The 15,914-nt window shown below is 32.9% G+C and carries 13 protein-coding genes; 1 reads left to right on the top strand and 12 read right to left on the bottom strand.

Translation table 11 applies throughout. The features are described 5' to 3' along the window. Nucleotides 1-259: 259 nt before the first annotated feature. From miaA to IPZ78_RS10785, 11 genes are all read right to left on the bottom strand, one after another. The gene (gene miaA, locus IPZ78_RS10835; RefSeq protein WP_225553569.1) at nucleotides 260-1,162 is read right to left on the bottom strand and encodes a tRNA (adenosine(37)-N6)-dimethylallyltransferase MiaA; all 903 of its coding nucleotides are present in this window, start codon (nucleotides 1,160-1,162) and stop codon (nucleotides 260-262) included. Between the two features lie 37 nt (nucleotides 1,163-1,199). Further along, the gene (locus tag IPZ78_RS10830) at nucleotides 1,200-2,540 is read right to left on the bottom strand and encodes a TlpA family protein disulfide reductase (protein WP_225553567.1); all 1,341 of its coding nucleotides are present in this window, start codon (nucleotides 2,538-2,540) and stop codon (nucleotides 1,200-1,202) included. A gap of 2 nt (nucleotides 2,541-2,542) precedes the next feature. After that, nucleotides 2,543-3,748 (bottom strand): thioredoxin family protein, encoded by a 1,206-nt coding sequence (locus tag IPZ78_RS10825; RefSeq protein ID WP_225553565.1) that lies wholly within the window; start codon nucleotides 3,746-3,748, stop codon nucleotides 2,543-2,545. Between the two features lie 58 nt (nucleotides 3,749-3,806). Continuing rightward, entirely contained in the window at nucleotides 3,807-5,315 is a 1,509-nt protein-coding gene (locus IPZ78_RS10820) for a PKD-like family lipoprotein (RefSeq protein ID WP_225553563.1), read from the bottom strand. A 23-nt stretch (nucleotides 5,316-5,338) separates the two neighbouring features. Then, a complete protein-coding gene (locus tag IPZ78_RS10815; RefSeq protein WP_225553561.1) occupies nucleotides 5,339-6,091 on the bottom strand; it encodes a DUF4843 domain-containing protein in 753 nt (250 codons plus the stop codon). A gap of 16 nt (nucleotides 6,092-6,107) precedes the next feature. Further along, on the bottom strand, nucleotides 6,108-7,544 hold the full coding sequence (locus tag IPZ78_RS10810; RefSeq protein ID WP_225553560.1) for a RagB/SusD family nutrient uptake outer membrane protein: 1,437 nt from the start codon (nucleotides 7,542-7,544) through the stop codon (nucleotides 6,108-6,110). Between the two features lie 10 nt (nucleotides 7,545-7,554). Beyond that, a complete protein-coding gene (locus IPZ78_RS10805) occupies nucleotides 7,555-11,037 on the bottom strand; it encodes a SusC/RagA family TonB-linked outer membrane protein (RefSeq protein ID WP_225553558.1) in 3,483 nt (1,160 codons plus the stop codon). A 123-nt stretch (nucleotides 11,038-11,160) separates the two neighbouring features. Then, the gene (locus IPZ78_RS10800) at nucleotides 11,161-12,303 is read right to left on the bottom strand and encodes a FecR family protein (protein ID WP_225553556.1); all 1,143 of its coding nucleotides are present in this window, start codon (nucleotides 12,301-12,303) and stop codon (nucleotides 11,161-11,163) included. An 80-nt stretch (nucleotides 12,304-12,383) separates the two neighbouring features. Beyond that, nucleotides 12,384-12,950 carry an RNA polymerase sigma factor gene (locus IPZ78_RS10795; protein WP_225553554.1) on the bottom strand — a complete coding sequence of 189 codons (567 nt, stop codon included), beginning with the start codon at nucleotides 12,948-12,950 and terminating at the stop codon, nucleotides 12,384-12,386. A gap of 124 nt (nucleotides 12,951-13,074) precedes the next feature. Then, the gene (locus tag IPZ78_RS10790) at nucleotides 13,075-14,247 is read right to left on the bottom strand and encodes a Gfo/Idh/MocA family protein (protein ID WP_225553552.1); all 1,173 of its coding nucleotides are present in this window, start codon (nucleotides 14,245-14,247) and stop codon (nucleotides 13,075-13,077) included. Between the two features lie 42 nt (nucleotides 14,248-14,289). Beyond that, nucleotides 14,290-15,039 (bottom strand): hypothetical protein, encoded by a 750-nt coding sequence (locus tag IPZ78_RS10785; protein ID WP_225553550.1) that lies wholly within the window; start codon nucleotides 15,037-15,039, stop codon nucleotides 14,290-14,292. 78 nt (nucleotides 15,040-15,117) lie between these two features. Here IPZ78_RS10785 and def point away from each other — a divergent pair, with 78 nt between their 5' ends. Next, entirely contained in the window at nucleotides 15,118-15,705 is a 588-nt protein-coding gene (gene def / locus IPZ78_RS10780; RefSeq protein WP_225553548.1) for a peptide deformylase, read from the top strand. A gap of 51 nt (nucleotides 15,706-15,756) precedes the next feature. Here the strand turns inward: def and IPZ78_RS10775 are convergent, their stop codons facing one another. Then, a complete protein-coding gene (locus IPZ78_RS10775) occupies nucleotides 15,757-15,909 on the bottom strand; it encodes an IS3 family transposase (protein ID WP_262903833.1) in 153 nt (50 codons plus the stop codon). Between the last annotated feature and the right edge of the window lie 5 nt (nucleotides 15,910-15,914).

The raw sequence follows: 15,914 nt of genomic DNA, 5'->3' as shown, positions 1-15,914 counted from the left end.
TTTTTTCGGGATGAAAGGATTCGAAGCACAAGATAATTAAATGAGATTTTTACAATTAAATTTTCAGAAAAATCACTATATTTATCCAATAGCAATTGCAGCTAAAACGTATGTCAAACCAGTGAGCGATTCGGTGAGTAGGGAAAACGAAGGTTTGTAAAACACTGATAAATAGGCTCATTTTCAGTAGGTGTTATTCCCCTACGGGCTACAAAAAAGCGACTTCATTTGAAGTCGCTTTTTTATTTACAGCCTATCGTTAGATCCAATTAATAGCAATGCTATCTTTTTCCATTTTACGAAAATAAGTCATCTGACGCTTAGCGTAACGATGAATTTCGGTTTCTAACTTTTTGTAAAAATCATCGTATGTAATAGTGCCCTTTAGATAATAAGAGATATACTTATATTCTAATCCATAATATTCCAAGTCATCATAGGACACTCCCCCTTCCATTAAGGATCGTGCTTCATCAATCATTCCCTCGTCCAAACGTAGCTTTAATCGTTTACTTATCCGTTCTCGACGAACTTCTACGGATGGATTTAACCCTATAATCTTATAACCATAGTTTTTTCTAGATTCAAAGGCGAAATCGGGATTAGAACTTAGGTATTCACAAATTTCTATTGCACGAATTATTCGTTTTCGAGAAGAAAAATCCACTTTAAAATCATTAGGAATGAGCAAGCCACTTAACAATTGCACAAGCTCCTCTTTATCCCGTGTTTCCAATTCATCTCGCAAATTCAGGTTAATAGGAATACGAATAAACGGTTGTGGCTGCAATAAGCTTTGTATATAAAAGCCTGTTCCACCACATACTATCACGCGCTTTCCACGACTCAAGATATCTTGATAGGCTTCCGCAAAATCCGCAATAAAACTATCAATATTATATTTTTCACCTGGATTGATGATATCGATAAGATGATATGCTACATCTTGATACTCGGCCAAATCTTTACCTGTACCAATATTCATATGTCGATATACTTGCCTAGAATCTGCTGAAATAATTTCAGCATTAAATTGTTTAGCTAATTCAACGGCAAATTTGGTTTTGCCACTAGCTGTAGGACCGAGTACTATTAATAAATCTTCAGGAAGGAAAGTAGAATCTTCCTGAAGATTTTTGATAATATTTTGAGTGTATATCACGACTCAAATTTAGTCCATTTATTTGATTGACTTAAACTTATTTTTTCAACTCATCATCCAATAGAGTTTTCAACGATGGATTCGATGGTCGCGGACTATCGGCAGATACCAAATTGCCCTGTTTATCAATTAGAATATAACGCGGTATTCCAGTTACTTTATACGCCTCTGATAAAGGATTTGCTACTCCAGCATGTAATTGGATTCCTTTAAGTTTTTTCTCCGTTACATATTTTTCCCAAGCCCCTTTATCCTTATCAGTAGAAACTCCTACAAAGGCTACATCTTTACCCAGGTACTCCTCATTCAATTTTTCCCAGAATGGTTCTTCTGCACGACATGGTCCACACCAAGTAGCCCATAGATCTACTAAGACAACTTTACCTTTTAAATCATTTAACGATTTAACATTTCCATTTATATCTGGAAATTTGAATTGATAAGCAGGAACGCCTCTCTTAGTATCAATAAGTTTAGCTCCCATTGTGCTATGACGAGCTTTTTGTTCAGCCAAAATGAAGTATTTCTGATATTTTTCAGTTAGCTCAAGGTAATTATCATAAGATTTAGACCTCTCCAAATTTTGTAACGCAAACTGACCTTTTAATTCAGCAACAGGGATACTCTCCAACATTGTATCATATGTAGGTTTGGTAGATAAGTCTACTTTTTTATAAATCAATGTTGATAAAAATCTATCTCCATAGTGCATATTTAAAAGATCCTTAGTCAGAAACTTATCTGGATCGAAGGTATTATAATAATTTATAAAATCAATTTTTTGTGGGTGTACTGATTTTGGCATGAAAACATATGTTAATGCATAATATGCAAAATCAAAATCAACGATATTACCAAAATTACTATCAAATCTTTTGTTGCCTGTTGGGTTAATATTCTTCAATTTATTCAATCGGGCATGCAAAGCTTCAACTTCTGGGAAGAAATCTTTAAATGTACTATTTCCTCCTAAGGATAATGCTTTCTCTCTGATTACACTTGCTTCTTTGTCCCACACAGCTAGAGCCTTATTCTCATTACTATTGTTCCCTAAGAGTGAATATCTACTCCCATCAAACTCCACATTAAGTGTTTGATCCTGTTTAAAATAAAACCGAAACAAGTTATTTTGATTAGACGCTGCGCCAACATTCAAAACGTAAAACCCTTCATACTCTGGTATAAATCGAAATCCAAAATACCCTGAAGAATCTACGGAAGTAGTCCCTATTTCAATTAACCTTCCGTTTAATATTTTAGATAGACCAACCTTTTTTACTTTTTCAAAATTGACATGACCGTTTATTGTACTTGGCATTTGAGCCATAACCGCAATAAACGCGAACATGAATAAACATATAAATACTATTTTTTTCATTTTTATTCCATTAACATTGGTAATAACCTAATAAGATTTTTAGGTAAATATGATTTATTATTTTTTGCTGTAATAGCCTCTGCAAATTCTTTAAGAGTTGCGTCTGTAATCAATTTTGATTCAGATTGTTTGAATTTTTCTAACCATTCGTTTGCCTTATCGAATTTTCCCAACTTATAATACAACGTCGCAATTTTGAATCGGTCTGTTTCGTGAATTTGTTGACCAGCGCCTATTAGGTTTTCATATTCAACCAAAATTTTTTCTAATAAAGCAGTCTCTACAGCCGGATTAGTTATTATATTTCCATAAGCGTTACTTAATGTTTCCCATGAAGAATAAACATTGAGTTTTTTTATTAATTCATAGTACGTCTCCAAGTGTTGATTTTCCTTGTAATAAGTTTCAACGTATTTTGGAAGAAAAACCGTCCAAAGCTTTTTATTATAAACAGGCTTTATATAATTCAACATTGTAATAAACTCTTCAGCCTTATTTTCCTGACCAAAAAATTTACTTTTAGAATCTGCTATTCGACCAATTTTATTTCTTAACAAATTAGGACCATACATTCTACGTAACGTATCTAGATTTTGGTAAGTCCAAGCATCATATTCAGGAAAGAAAGTAGCAGAATTGGCTAGAAAAACTGTTTCCTCAAATTGATTTTTTTGTTCGGCCAAAAATGACCTTATCTCTGAAAAGGGGTAATTATTGCCCGTCTTAATAAATCGCTCACTATATGCACGATGGTAGATTTTATTTAAGTCTAAATCAAAAGCCAAATATTCTTCTTTATCATTAAGCATTATAGCAGAATGTAATAATTCAGCAAACCTATCAACACCGAAAAAACCGGATTCTGAAATAATTGCATGACCATTTTTATTTAATATTACATAAGTTGGAAATCCAGAAGCGCCATATTTTCGAGCTAACTTCTTTCCATCCTCTTCTTTCATAATATTAGTTTTATAAAAGATATATTTCGAATTTAAAATTTCTTGGATTTTTGAAGCAGGAAAAACCTTTCTATCCATTTCCTCACATGGCATACAGCCTGTAAAGTACATATCTATCAATATGAGTTTATCGTATTTTTGAGCTTCATTTTTACAATCTTCAAATGAGCCTTCAAAAGCTTTTTGAGCAAAAACAGATTGCTTAAAACACAGGATTAAAATTATTATAGTAAGAGACCTAAACATGATTTTTATATTTAAATTAAACAAAGAGCTTGCTAAAAAATGGCTAGCTCCTATTCTATTATCTTTCTCTATAGGTTAAGTCTTTAATTCGACCAAAACCGGAATAACTCTTATTTAATACGAGATCCCCGTTCAATCCAGGTACAGTATAGATATTCAGACGACCTTCAGTTCCATTGCTGATATTTGGGTCATAGAAACCAAGCATTAATTTATTGCCATCCTTATATTTATTTGTGTTAATAAATTCATAAAATCTAAGGTATGAGATCCTATTATTCCCTATATCAATCATAAGCTTAGTGGTTTTATAAATCATATCATATTGGTATAACTTGCCACCCACTGCATAGAAAATATATCCGAACTCAGGGTTTACTTCAAAAAATTCAGCATTTTTAATATCATTATTCAAAATCTCTGCGTAATATGTTTGAGCATTACTTCTAGCGTTAAACCTCGCCAGATAATAAAGATCGCTATTCGGGCTTTTCAAAATAGAAAAGATCTCGCCTCCATTAAATGAAACTCCTTTCATATACTTCAAATCCATTCCCGTTTTAAAGCTAAAAAGTTTATTATCGGAAGGATCAGGAATTACAGTAGATGATGAAGCTGCACCTGTATGCTTTACAAATCTTCTATTCGTAATATCATAAAACACGCCTGTAGGTGCATAAACAAATGGCGCTACCTCAAATTCCACTCTTTCCTCATTAATATAATTTATAGGTGCCGAAAAATAGATATTCATCACCCTATCATAATAATAGGCATCACCTTTGCCAATTAGATAAGCGCTCCACGTAGATTTTTGTTTAATAATAGATGCGTAAAAACCGGTAGGGTACTCACCAAACATTTCATGTTGCAATCCCATGGTAGGAGTCCATTTGAAGGTATTAGGCTCTATTTTGGTTGTCATCTCATCTGTCCCAACGTATAGTCCATGAGAAATTTTATCAGGACCAATCAACAATCCTGTTGGATAGTTGTAAATCATTTCTGGTTTACCTTTTAGTTCTAAATCTGAACCGACTTTACTCAATAAATCTAGTACTAAAACAGCATTACCTTCTGAGTTTAATGATAACATATCAATTCTAGGTTTCCCGTTCGCTTCATTCATCATTATCCAACCTTCATTAAACTCATCTTTAATAATAAGTCTAAATGGGGTTCTGAATTTAACTCCTGTTTCTTTATCTGTTACACTAAAATAAGCTTGATAAGTACCCGCTACAATTGACGTAACAATCATATCTACATCCTTATTTTCATTAAAAATAAAAAGCTTAGTCCCCCCCAAACCATTGGGGCCTATATACGACCACTCGTAATCATATTTACTCTGGTCAAAATTTTGATCCTTATTAAACTTTACGTCCGGAGAAAATTTGAATTGAGAACCATAAAATGCCGTCAATGTATCTGGCATATTGGTAATTTCTTCTAACCTATTAATCTCACTGTATGTATAGTTTCCGGTATCTTTAATACATGATGTATATGAAACACTAAAAGCTATGGCTAGTAGGAGAAAACTGCAATATTTTAAAATTTTCATGATATTTATAAGTTATTAATTAGCTATTGCGAAGCAGAGCCCATCGTCATCTCTGTTATTCCATCCTCTTCAAAAATAGTTTTGCCAAGATTTTTTTGATCATTTAGGTATCTATTCATAAAACGACCAAAAGCCGTCATCTCAGGTATACTGACTGAAGCATCCAAATAAGAAGCTTCAATACCTAATATTTCGACCATTAGAAACAATTTTTTACGAGTAAATGTACCGAAGTAAGCGTCCATCCATCTACCTGGCTTTTTTATAATGTCATTGACATACCATGTATAAGTCGAAAAATTATGCTTAACACCATTCGATAAGGTCTTTTCTTTCATGTCAACAGAAAAATTTTCATTTTCAACCAGATCAAAGATTAAAACAAAGTTGCTGTCCAACATTTCATTTGTTCGTAGAAATTTAATTAAAACTGTATCTTTTAGTTGACCGGCCTTAATGATAAAATCTTTATTCAAAAGCTCAAAATGCTCATTTTCTTGAACTGTAGATTTATCGTTTATATGAATACCATAATTTCTATCTACATCACTAATATTACTGATTGTAGATATAACCATTGATACAATTGAATCTTTTGCTTTGGATAAGCTAAAGGACATAATTGTAGAATCTCTTATAACCTCACCGCTATAGGCCGGCAACCGACCAGCTTCATTAAAATATATGGTGGGCTTACCCTCATACTTATGTAATTCCTTTTCACAAGAATAGAAAAATAGAATAAGTACTAAGGTCAAAATATTTAGTCTTTTCATTTTATTAAGTATAATGTTAATCACGATAAATTGATTCAGAATCGGGCATTGGAATGGAATAATTAATTGTTCTATTACCACTTGTTGCAGAGCCATTTACTGTTGATGTTGTATTTCTACGCTTGTAGTAGTAAAATAACTGACCTTCTCCAAAGAAATCCTTTTGATATTCCTTTTGCAATTCAGTATTAATATTTGCATTTGCTGCTAAAGGCAATAAACCACGATTAGCACGAACGGTATTTAACAACGCTATCCCATTTGCAGAAACAGTCTGACATTCTGCAGCGATATAATACATTTCGCTTATTTTAATCAAAGGGATTGTATAGCGAAAGGATTTATTTTTATCAACTATGTCTGCATACTTCAAAAAAGTCTTATACGTTTTAACTCCAGTCGATGGCCTAACCCAATTTAAATTAAACCTATAATCATTCTCATTATTCTCAAAAACGGTATTTATTCTTGATTCTATCGGAGCCAAAATGTTAAAATCATTTACAGATGGGTCAAATAGAGCTGTATATCTATTATATAATTGAGTATTCATTACACCGATTATCATCTCAGAGGTAAAAACTCTATCTGGATTTTGCTTCTCACTTAATGCATTTTGAGAAGTTGTCCATGGAAATAATGATGAAACACTGATGACCTCGTTTGCATAATTCAAAGCCTCGACCTTATTACCTCTATACAGCAACACCCTAGCTTTAAGTGCTTTAACAGCGTAATAGTTGAATCGATAATTCCGGTTCGTATTAACAAATGAATTAACTCCCTCGTCTGAAAAATCAATTATCTGACCTGTAGTAATAGGATCTGCTTTCAATAGTTCTTCTGCCAGATTCAAATCGTTCAAAACCAAATCAACATAATCATTAGCTGGTAGCAACGGATTTACTGTGTTTTGAGATTTTTCATAATACGGTAGACTATTGGCCGTAGAATCTGATGTAGAATAACGTGGCCCGAATAATCTTAATAAATCAAAATGTAAAAAAGCTCTTATAGCATATGCTTCACCTTTCAGAATAGCTTCATTTTCTGCATCTAAGGTGCCCTTATACTTATTTAAATTTTCTAAAAAAGTATTAGTATTCAGTATTAAAGAATAACTTCTTGTCCATATATTTTCTAAACGAGATTTAGCGGGTTCTTCATTATATGCATAAGTAGCTATTTTATTGAGATTATGTGTTGTTGGAACATTATACCGTTGAGCCAAAACTTCAATAGTTGATAACGTCAAATTATCACCATACAGCATATTGTCTGCCAAAGAAATATAAAGACCATTTAATACACTGTTGATTCCTTGTTTTGAAGAAAACAATTGTGTCTCAAGGATCTTATCTTCAGGCTGTATATCTAGGTATTTGTCACAGGAAGTTAAAAAAGAAAAACAACCTAAGACAAAAGTGAGTTTTAATAAAATATTTTTTTTCATTTCCAAAAAATTAAAATGATGCTCGTAATGATAAAGCGAATGTTCTCGCATAAGGATAATCAATACCTCTTTCTCTTCTTATAGTAGAAAAATAAAGAAAATCATTAGCTAAGAAATTTATATTCAGAGATTCAATTCCTGATTTTTTCAACCATAATTGATCATTGAATAAATAACCAATATTAAGGGTTTCACTACTCAATGAATTGTTCATTTGGACAAATCTAGACGAAATAGGTGTGCTGCTAGTTTGAGATATCCCTTTGAACTGAGAAATGTCACCTGGGTTTTTCCATCTATCATATAAAGCTCTTTTGTCTTGATTATTTGCAATATTGGTATACGTAATGTTTTCGACTTTATTGAATAGAGCTGAATTAAAAATTTCTCCACCAATTCTATACCTAAGGCCTATTCCGAAATTGAAACCTTTGTATCTTAAGTTTGTGGATATAACTCCTTCCATTTTAGCTGCAGTATTTCCTACATTCATTATGTTGGCCGCTGAATAATCAAAAGAATATTGTCCATCCTTAGTTAAAAAGACTTCGCGACCTGTCGTAGGATCAATACCCAATGATTGAGTAGCCCAGATAGCTTCCGCACTATTTCCGTCTATATATCTAATAAGGTTTTTATCAACTTCTTGCTTCTTGTTCAACGTTTCTAAGATGTTTCCAAAACCATCATATTTACTTTTATACGACGCTCCAGTGATTGAAAAATTCCAAGTAAAACCTTTCTCCAAATTGTAAATCGGAAAATAAGTAAGTTTCGTTTCAACCCCTTGATAAGTTAAGCTTCCAATATTGTATGGATATGAAAATATCCCTGTAGAAGAAGGTAAATCTACCGGTACAATTAATGGATTTGTTTCTTTATTATAAGCATTGATATAACCGGCCAATCTATTGTTGAATAAACTAAAGTCTATTGATGTACTTATTTGTTTCGTTTTTTGAGGTTCCAAATTTGGATTTCCCAACATACTTAAGCTTACTCCCTGACCGAATAGATTGTAATTTACATTTGAATTATAGTTGTATACTGAAATAGAGCTTATATTAGAAAAATTTTGATTGCCCGTAATTCCAACATTTCCTGTTATCCTTAATGTATTAATCCATGACTGGTTTTTAATAAAATCTTCTCGGTGAATATTCCACCCCAAACCAAAAGCGTAATATGGAGAATATCTTCTATTGCTACCATACGCTGTAGATCCATCAATCCTATAAACAAAATCAAATAAATATTTATTCTTAAAAGAATAATTACTACTCAATGTTGAGTTTACCGCTCTATAAACACCGCTTGATGAATTAGGAGAGCCATCCTGCAAATAATTATATGCAAATCTAGGACTACCTAAACTACCCGCTGGAAAACCTTCTGCTATAGTTTGATATGAGTCATTCTTATTTTCAGAAATTGTATTTCTCCAGTTTACATTTACAATGTGATCATTAGCGAATGTTTTGTAAAAGGTTAACATTAAATTAACCTGATAAGAAAAGTTATTTGATCTGCTATCATTATATCTTCCCTTTCTAAGCAATGGCGTATCCGAGAAATCCGTCATTTCTGGAGATCTATATCTCTTAGCAAATGAATTTCCTTTAGTAACTTGCAAACCACTATTCAATCTTAAATAATTTGTAACATCATAATTTGCGTTAAAATTATTTTGCACTTCAATATTTGACGATTTATTATATTGATTTTGCACAGCATTATATAAAGGATTGAAAACAACTAATTGAGTGCCACCTCTGTCAGCTTTTCTAGTTACCTCTAAGTAAGGAGAGTCATAATTTTTTTCATAATATGGATTTGCATTTACGAAATCTGCAAAAGAACCGTAAGGAGACTCTTCCGTTTTTGTTCCTCTTATATAAGTTATATTATTAACGTGGAGCTTATCTTTACGATAAGTTAAATTGGTAGTTCCACCATAACTATCCCTTCCTGACCCCTTCATAACCCCATCAGCAATACGATAATTAAAACCAACATTATAAGTAAAAGCTTGATCACCACCTGATACATTTATTGAATTATTGGTAGAGTATCCATGCTTAACAGGCTCATTTAACCAATAAGTATCCACGCCTCTCTGTACATTTTCTAAATGCGTATTATACAAATTTTCAAGAACAACTTGCAAAGCTGGATCACCGTCCGAACTAGGAATATAACGACCTGCTAGTTTTTCAAACTCCAATTTCTCTTTTGCATTCATCATATTATATGCCGATAAGTCAGGAGACTCAAATCTAAAATCTTGAGTATAACTAAATCTTAATTCTCCAGGTTTTGGTTTAACAGTTTCAACGACCACTACTCCATTTGAAGCTTGTGAACCATACAATGCTGTTGATGCTGCATCCTTTAGAATAGTTACAGAAGCGACCCTGTTAATATCCAAATCCATAATCGTCTGAATATTAGTCGGGAATCCATCCAAAACAAATAAGGGTTGATTCGGATCAGAACCAAACTCATCTTTTAGGGTAGCACTAGGGATACTACTTTTACCACGAACCTCGATAACAGGCATGATGTTAGGATTTGAACCAGCCAAATTATTTTCAATCTGCAAAAAAGAGGGATCTAAAGTACGTAAGGATTGAATAATATTGTTATTACTTACGGCTTTCAGTTCTTCTCCAGAAAAAGAGGCTGTTGTTCCTGTGAAACTGTCCTTGTTTCGATTAATTCCAGTTCCCGTTACTACAACTTCACCTATTTCAGTTTCTTGCTTTGCTAATCGAACTATCATTTGATTAGCGTTCAAGGTAGATTTTACTTCCTTATTTTCGAAACCTACATAAGAAACAACGAGAATTTCGTTTAGTGATGTTAGGGGTAATATGAAATTACCATTCTCATCTGAGATAACAATTTTTGAAGGTTCACTTTTTAGTCTTATAGAAGCTCCCTTTATTGGATTACCTAGGTTATCAATTACACGTCCTTTTATAGTTTGTTGTTGATTTAACAAGTTTATCCCGCTTGGCGTGTTGATTTTTACTGATGATAAAGTATTTGCGTTCTTCTTAATTACAATGGTATTATTAAAATACTCATGAGAAAAATTTCCTTGATTTAAAATTTGGCTTAAAGCTTCTTTTAATGGAATATTTTTGAAGTCTACACTAATATTCTTAGACGATTGTATATCACTTTTTCTATAAAAAAAAGTATATCCTGTTTGCTTTTCAAGATCTTTGAAAATAGTTTCCAAATTCGACTTGTTACGTTTGATTGTAACTTCTTGTGCAATTGTTTTAGCTCCGACTTGGGAAAGCCCCATAGTAACCATTAAAGCCACTAAATTGATCTTCATCAATGTTTTAGGTAATGTTTTCGCAGTCAATCTTTCCTTAGTAATATTACCAGTCCAATACTCAACAGCTGTACTGTTAAGTTCATCCGATATACTTCTTCTAGATTCCCCCTTCTGCAAAAACGGATTTAAAAATAATTTCATTAAATTCGTTAGTTGGGTTTTTATAATTAAATAATACAGGTTTTATTCTAACTCCACTTCTACGGATCTTGTTGGAGCAAGATCCGTTACTTTGAGTTCAAAAGGTTTTTATCTTTTCATTTATCAGTTTATTATTAGGTTAATACTCTTATCTTTCTCTTCATTTATTTTTACTGTAAAATCAGCAAATTTTAACAGCTCTATTAACTTGTCTAATGGTAAGTTTCTAGGGATCTTACCTACATAATCAGCTGTCCTATTTTTTGCTATATAATTTATATCTACATTATACCATCGGGCAATGTCGTCCATCACATCTTTCGTATTAGACCCATTAAAGTAAAATTGATTTTTTGTCCAACTTAAAACTTCATCTAGGACTACATTTCTAATAGATATATTTCCCTTATTAAGGACTGTAGACTGTTCTTCGGGTTTTAAAATTTTATTATTTTCAATATTAGTACTTACAGATACCGAACCCTCTTCAAGTGTTGTTTGAGTTACTTCTTGGTTTGGATAGGCTTTGATATTAAATTTTGTTCCCAATACTTCAACTTGTTGATTTTTTGAAAACACCTTAAATGGACTTCTATTTGAAGTTTTGGAAACTTCAAAATACGCTTCGCCTTCTAATGAAACCACTCTATCTCCTTTACTAAAAGTTGTGGGATAAGTTATTTTTGAATCAGAGTTTAATTGAACCTTAGTTCCATCTGATAGTGTCAAAGTATAAGTTCCTCCCTTTGGAATCTTTAATGTGTTATTTTGAACAATTTCTTTGTTACTTAACTTATCATAATAAGATACTTTTCCATTTCCATCTTTTTTTAGAATGGTGTGCCCCAAATCAATGCTTTCATTGAGCTTAATTTTTTCTAAATCGATCTCTTTACCATTTGGAAGTATAATAATTGCTTTATTCTGTGCTGAGGATATTGATGACAGTTTGTCTTTAGTAGATATTATATTAGGTTCTTTTGAATTTAGTGCTATATAGCTAAACGAACCTATTGCTATAAATATTGCCGCTACTACGCCATACTTTATTATAGCATTGACAATTGTTTTTCGTTTATTTTGCTGAATCGTCTGTAGGAGTTTTTGCTTTGCATTATATCTAATTGTATCAACCCTTTCAGTGTCTACAAGTTCATGGTTCGAAAGTGAATCATACCAATCAACCACATCCTTTTTGTCTAAAGAGGATTCATCATTATTTAGATAGTTCGTTATTTTTTTAAAATTATTATCAAGATTATGCATATAGACAAATTATGAAATAGGTCAGTTAATATATAAGTGTAAGAAAAGAGGGCTAGCTTCTACTAGGAATAGTACTTTTTTTAAAAAAATAATAAAAATCTTTTAGTCGAAGACCTTAACAACCTGATAGCCTTATTAATATGCTTCTCAACCGTTGATTCGGAAATATTCAATTGATTTGATATTTCCTTGTTCGATAAATAATTCTGCCTACTAAGTTTAAAAACTTCTCGGCATTTCTGAGGCAAATTTTCTATTTCATTTTCAACGATGTCAATAACATATCGATAATGAATTCGATCTTCAATAGAGACCTCCTCATTGATAACGTCTATATCAGTAATTGAAATACTTTTACCTTTTAATAATTCCTTTCTTAAATTATTCAAAATTAAATACCTACAAGAAGAGTATAAATAGGATGGTAAAGATTGAATATTAATTAGGTTTTGTCTATTCTTCCAAAGAGAAAGAAATAGATCATGTAGAATATCCTCAGCCTTTTCTTCGTCTTGTATTTTAGACATAATATGTCTAATCAAGTCATTGGCAAAAATATCATACAATTGAGTAAAAGCAAAGTCATCCCCTCTTGATACCTTTTCAAGTAAAAGAGTATAATCAGGAAATTCCTTTTCAATTTTCATTTAGTTAATTTATGATTATTAGGATAATCATAGGATAGATATTCCTTGAATAGTATATATAAAAAAGTCTTCAGTAATCCTTATGTATAGATTACTGGAGACTTCTAAATATTAGTTAAATTTATCACGACTCAAATTTAGTCCATTTTTCGTTACTTCCGTTACTTTTTACAACGGTATCTATAAATGCCATCCCACGAACGCCATCAGCTACCGTAGGAAAATCCAACTGTTCTGCTGTAGGAGTTTTTCCTTCCCGCTTTGCGGAAACTGTCAACGCAAAATTGCGATAAATATTTGCAAATGATTCTAATAATCCCTCTGGGTGACCTGCAGGAATACGGGTATTATGGGTCGCAAAAGAACTCAAAGTATAAGGAGCGGCATAGTTATTTCCCGTACGGTAAATTTGACGTGGAATATCTAACATCTTGACGATTAAGTTATTTGGATCTTCATTAGCCCATTCCAAACCACCCTTCTCTCCATATATACGGATTCGCACGGCATTCTCTTCACCTGCTGAGATTTGAGAAGCCATCAATACGCCTTTAGCTCCTTCATTGAAGCGCAACAATACAGCACCATCATCATCCAGTGCACGCCCTTCAACAAACGTTGTTAAATCGGCACACACTTCTTGAATACGTAACCCCGTAATGTGTTCCGCTAGATGCGCAGCATGTACACCGATATCTCCCATGGCTAAAGATTTACCCGATCGCTTTGGATCAGTGCGCCAAGCAGCTCCAGCATTACCTTCACGTTCTGTCAATCTACTTAACCAGCCTTGAGGATACTCAACGACTACTTTTCTAATTTTCCCAAAATGACCCGCAGCAACCATAGCTTTAGCTTGTTTTACCATTGGATATCCGGAGTAGGTATGAGTTAAACATAGCGTGCGACCAGTACGTTCTACAATATCTTGCAAAGATTTTGCTTCTGCTAAGGAAAGCGTAATAGGTTTTTCAACCACTACATCAAAACCAGCTTCCAAGGCAAGTTTCGCTGGTTCATAATGCAAAAAGTTCGGAGTAACGATAGTTAAGAAATCCATACGTTCGCCATCAGGCAAAAGCGCTTCCTTTTCAATCATTGTTTTATAGTCTGGATATATTCTATCTTCAGCAACAAATAAATCACGTCCTGATTGAACAGAAATCTCTTGATTTACACTAAAAGCCCCACAGACTAATTCAATTTTACCGTCCATGAATGCCGCTATGCGGTGAACTGCTCCGATAAAAGCATCGTTACCTCCACCGACCATACCCATTCTTAGTTTTCTTTTCATTATTTTCTAAGTTTATATTGACTCTTCTAATTTAACTAAAACTTACGAGAGATAGAGCTTCAATTTTATACTTCCATTATTTTTCACTAAATAATCATACTCTTCCTTGCTCTCTAGACTACTGAGTCTTACCCCATTTCTAATATAGAAAGTTTGTACATCAGTAACACTTTCATCTACAAATCCTATTGCTTCTAAAGATGACTTTTGACTCCAGTCACGGTCTGCGTACGTCATAATATCACTGGGCTTGAATTCTTGCACAAATGCTTTAACAAGCTTTGATATCCCACCTACAACCAAGTAATCTGCCTTATTGCAAAACCGTATCAACTCAAAAGATCTGTAATCATCACTAATCTTACGCATAACTCGTGCTCCACTAAAAACAGCTAAAGAGACTAACTCTCCTTGGTAGAATAATCCATATCTATACTTTCCGGGCAAAGGTCCATTCAAGTGATATTCTTCTAAAAATTCCGTTGACACCCTTTTATCCACACGGGCAACGACCGTTTGGCGTGCAAAAACACGCTTCCCTAAGCCAATTAACCCCTTTATACGTTGTAATACTTTTTGATAATAATGATTCAAATTATCTATATCCAAATGAATTACTTTTCTATCATCCTCTATTTCTAATCGATTAGAATGGGGTAAATAGATTATTATTAGCAATTTAGATGTATATATTTTTAAACATCCATCTGGCAAATGTTCGCTTCTCTCATAGAGATTTTCAAGACTTAAATCGTCAATCAACCTCTCAACCGCAGACAAATCTTCACACATAGGCTAAAAATACAAAAATATTTCAGACTGTCTTATTATTAAAATATTGGTAACTTTGCTCTCTGAATAAATTGAATAATGAAATTACCTATAGTAGCATACGGAGATCCTGTATTAAGAAAAAAAGCAGAAGAAATAGATGAGGATTATCCAGGTTTAAAAGAGTTGATAAACAACATGTTCGAAACGATGTACGCCGCTCGTGGTGTAGGGTTAGCAGCGCCACAGATAGGTTTACCCATTCGTTTGTTTGTTGTAGATGGCTCTCCTTTTGGAGAAGACGATGAAGATGGTCCTGGTGATCCTACAGTAAAAGATTTTAAAAAGGTATTTATAAATCCCATGATCATAGAAGAATCAGGCGAAAAGTGGGCATTCAACGAAGGCTGTTTATCTATCCCCGATATTCAAGAAGATGTATTACGCCATCCTAATGTGTTAATTAACTATTTAGACGAAAACTTTGAAGAACATGAAGTCGAATTAACGGGATTAGCTGCACGTATCGTTCAGCATGAATACGATCATATTGAAGGAAAATTATTCGTAGATAAAATTGGTCCTTTGAAAAAAGCAATGTTAAAAGGAAAGTTGGACGCTATCTCAAAAGGAATTATTCGCGTAGGTTATAAAATGAAATTCCCTTTACAAAAGAAAGGTAGATAAAATAAAAAAGGCTCCAGTGCAGTTGGACTGACCCCCAAAAGTTGGACGACTTTATACAATGTTTTTGATATAATGAGCTCGGTATTCCACCGGGCTCATTCCATTTAAATTAATTCGTATTCTTTCGTTATTATAATACTTTATATATTCTCTAATATCTTTAGCTAACTCAAAAATAGAAGTATATTTTTTTAGATAAAACAATTCTG

It is taken from the genome of Sphingobacterium bovistauri (assembly GCF_020295405.1).
Classification (GTDB): Bacteria; Bacteroidota; Bacteroidia; order Sphingobacteriales; family Sphingobacteriaceae; genus Sphingobacterium; species Sphingobacterium bovistauri.
This window is presented reverse-complemented; position numbering and strand designations above follow the sequence as displayed.